Origin of the sequence: Burkholderia sp. LMG 13014 (genome assembly GCF_905232215.1) — a bacterium.
Taxonomy (GTDB): Bacteria; Pseudomonadota; Gammaproteobacteria; order Burkholderiales; family Burkholderiaceae; genus Burkholderia.
In genome coordinates this window covers 1-1,211 of record NZ_CAJNKE010001022.1, presented here as the reverse complement: position 1 = coordinate 1,211, position 1,211 = coordinate 1, and the positions used below count along the sequence as shown (strand labels likewise).

Here is a 1,211-nt window from a genome sequence, read left to right as displayed (position 1 = left end):
CGACCCGCGCTGCGGCGGGCCGAAAAATCCCAGGGATGGGTTTTTTCGGTGTTTTCCTCGTTGGCACATTCAAGAGCAAGGAGCGTTCCATGAAGCTGTATTACACCCCCGGCGCCTGTTCCATGGCCCCGCACATCGCCCTGCGCGAAGCCGGCCTGAAATTCGACCTGGAAAAGGTCGACCTGATGACCAAGAAAACCGAATCGGGCGCCGACTTCACCGCCATCAATCCCAAAGGCTACGTGCCGGCGCTGCAGCTCGACAACGGCCAGGTGCTGACCGAGGTCGGCGTGGTGCTGCAATACATCGCCGACCAGAAGCCGGGCAGCGGACTGGCCCCGGCCGCCGGCACGCTCGAGCGCTACCGCCTGATGGAGATGCTGAATTTCATCTCCACCGAGCTGCACAAGAACTTCGGTCCGCTGTTCAACCCGGCGGCCGGCGACGACGCCAAGAAAGCAGCCATCGAGATGATCGGCAAGCGCCTTGGCTACCTCGACCAGCAGCTGGCCGGCAAGCAGTATCTGCTCGGTGACACCTTCACGGTGGCCGACTGCTACCTCGCCACCATGCTCGGCTGGTGCCAGTACGCCAAGCTCGACCTGTCGGCCTGGCCGAACATCGGCGCTTACGCCGGCCGCGTGATGAGCCGCCCGGCGGTGATCGAGACGATGAAGGCCGAAGGCCTGATGGGCTGAGGGCCACCTGCCGATGCGGCGCGGGTCACGCCCGCGCCGCACGGCGTCAATCCATAAACACGTCGATTTTGCCTGTGCGCGCCGCCCGGCGGCGCCACCCGGGCGGCGCGGGTTCGCTGGCAACGGCCTGCCGAGGTGGCGCGCCTGTACACCGACGGCGCTTTCCTGCAGCGTCTGCGCGAGCAGTTCGACGGCGACTTCACGCTGCGCTTTCATCTGGCGCCGCCGCTGCTGGCCCGGCGCAACGACAAGGGCGAACTCGTCAAGCGCGAATACGGCCCCTGGGTGATGGGGGCGTTCCGTGTGTTGGCCCGGCTCAAGGGGCTGCGCGGCACCGCCTTCGACCCCTTCGGCCACACGGAGGAGCGGCGCACCGAGCGGGCCTTGATCCGCGAGTACGAGGCCGCGGTCGAGGAGGTGTTGCGCGACCTGCGGGCAGACCGGTTGCCGCTGGCGCTGGAGATCGCCCGCTGGCCGGCGCGGGTCAAGGGCTTTGGCCACGTCAAGGAACGC

1 protein-coding gene and 1 pseudogene are annotated in these 1,211 nt (G+C 67.2%); both read left to right on the top strand.

The genetic code is table 11. The features are described 5' to 3' along the window. Positions 1-698: glutathione transferase GstA (gene gstA / locus JYJ84_RS37075; RefSeq protein WP_307872240.1), on the top strand; the 698-nt coding region annotated here is incomplete at its 5' end. Positions 699-830: 132 nt separating this feature from the next. Further along, a pseudogene (locus JYJ84_RS37070) lies at positions 831-1,211 on the top strand (DUF6537 domain-containing protein); the annotation flags it as partial.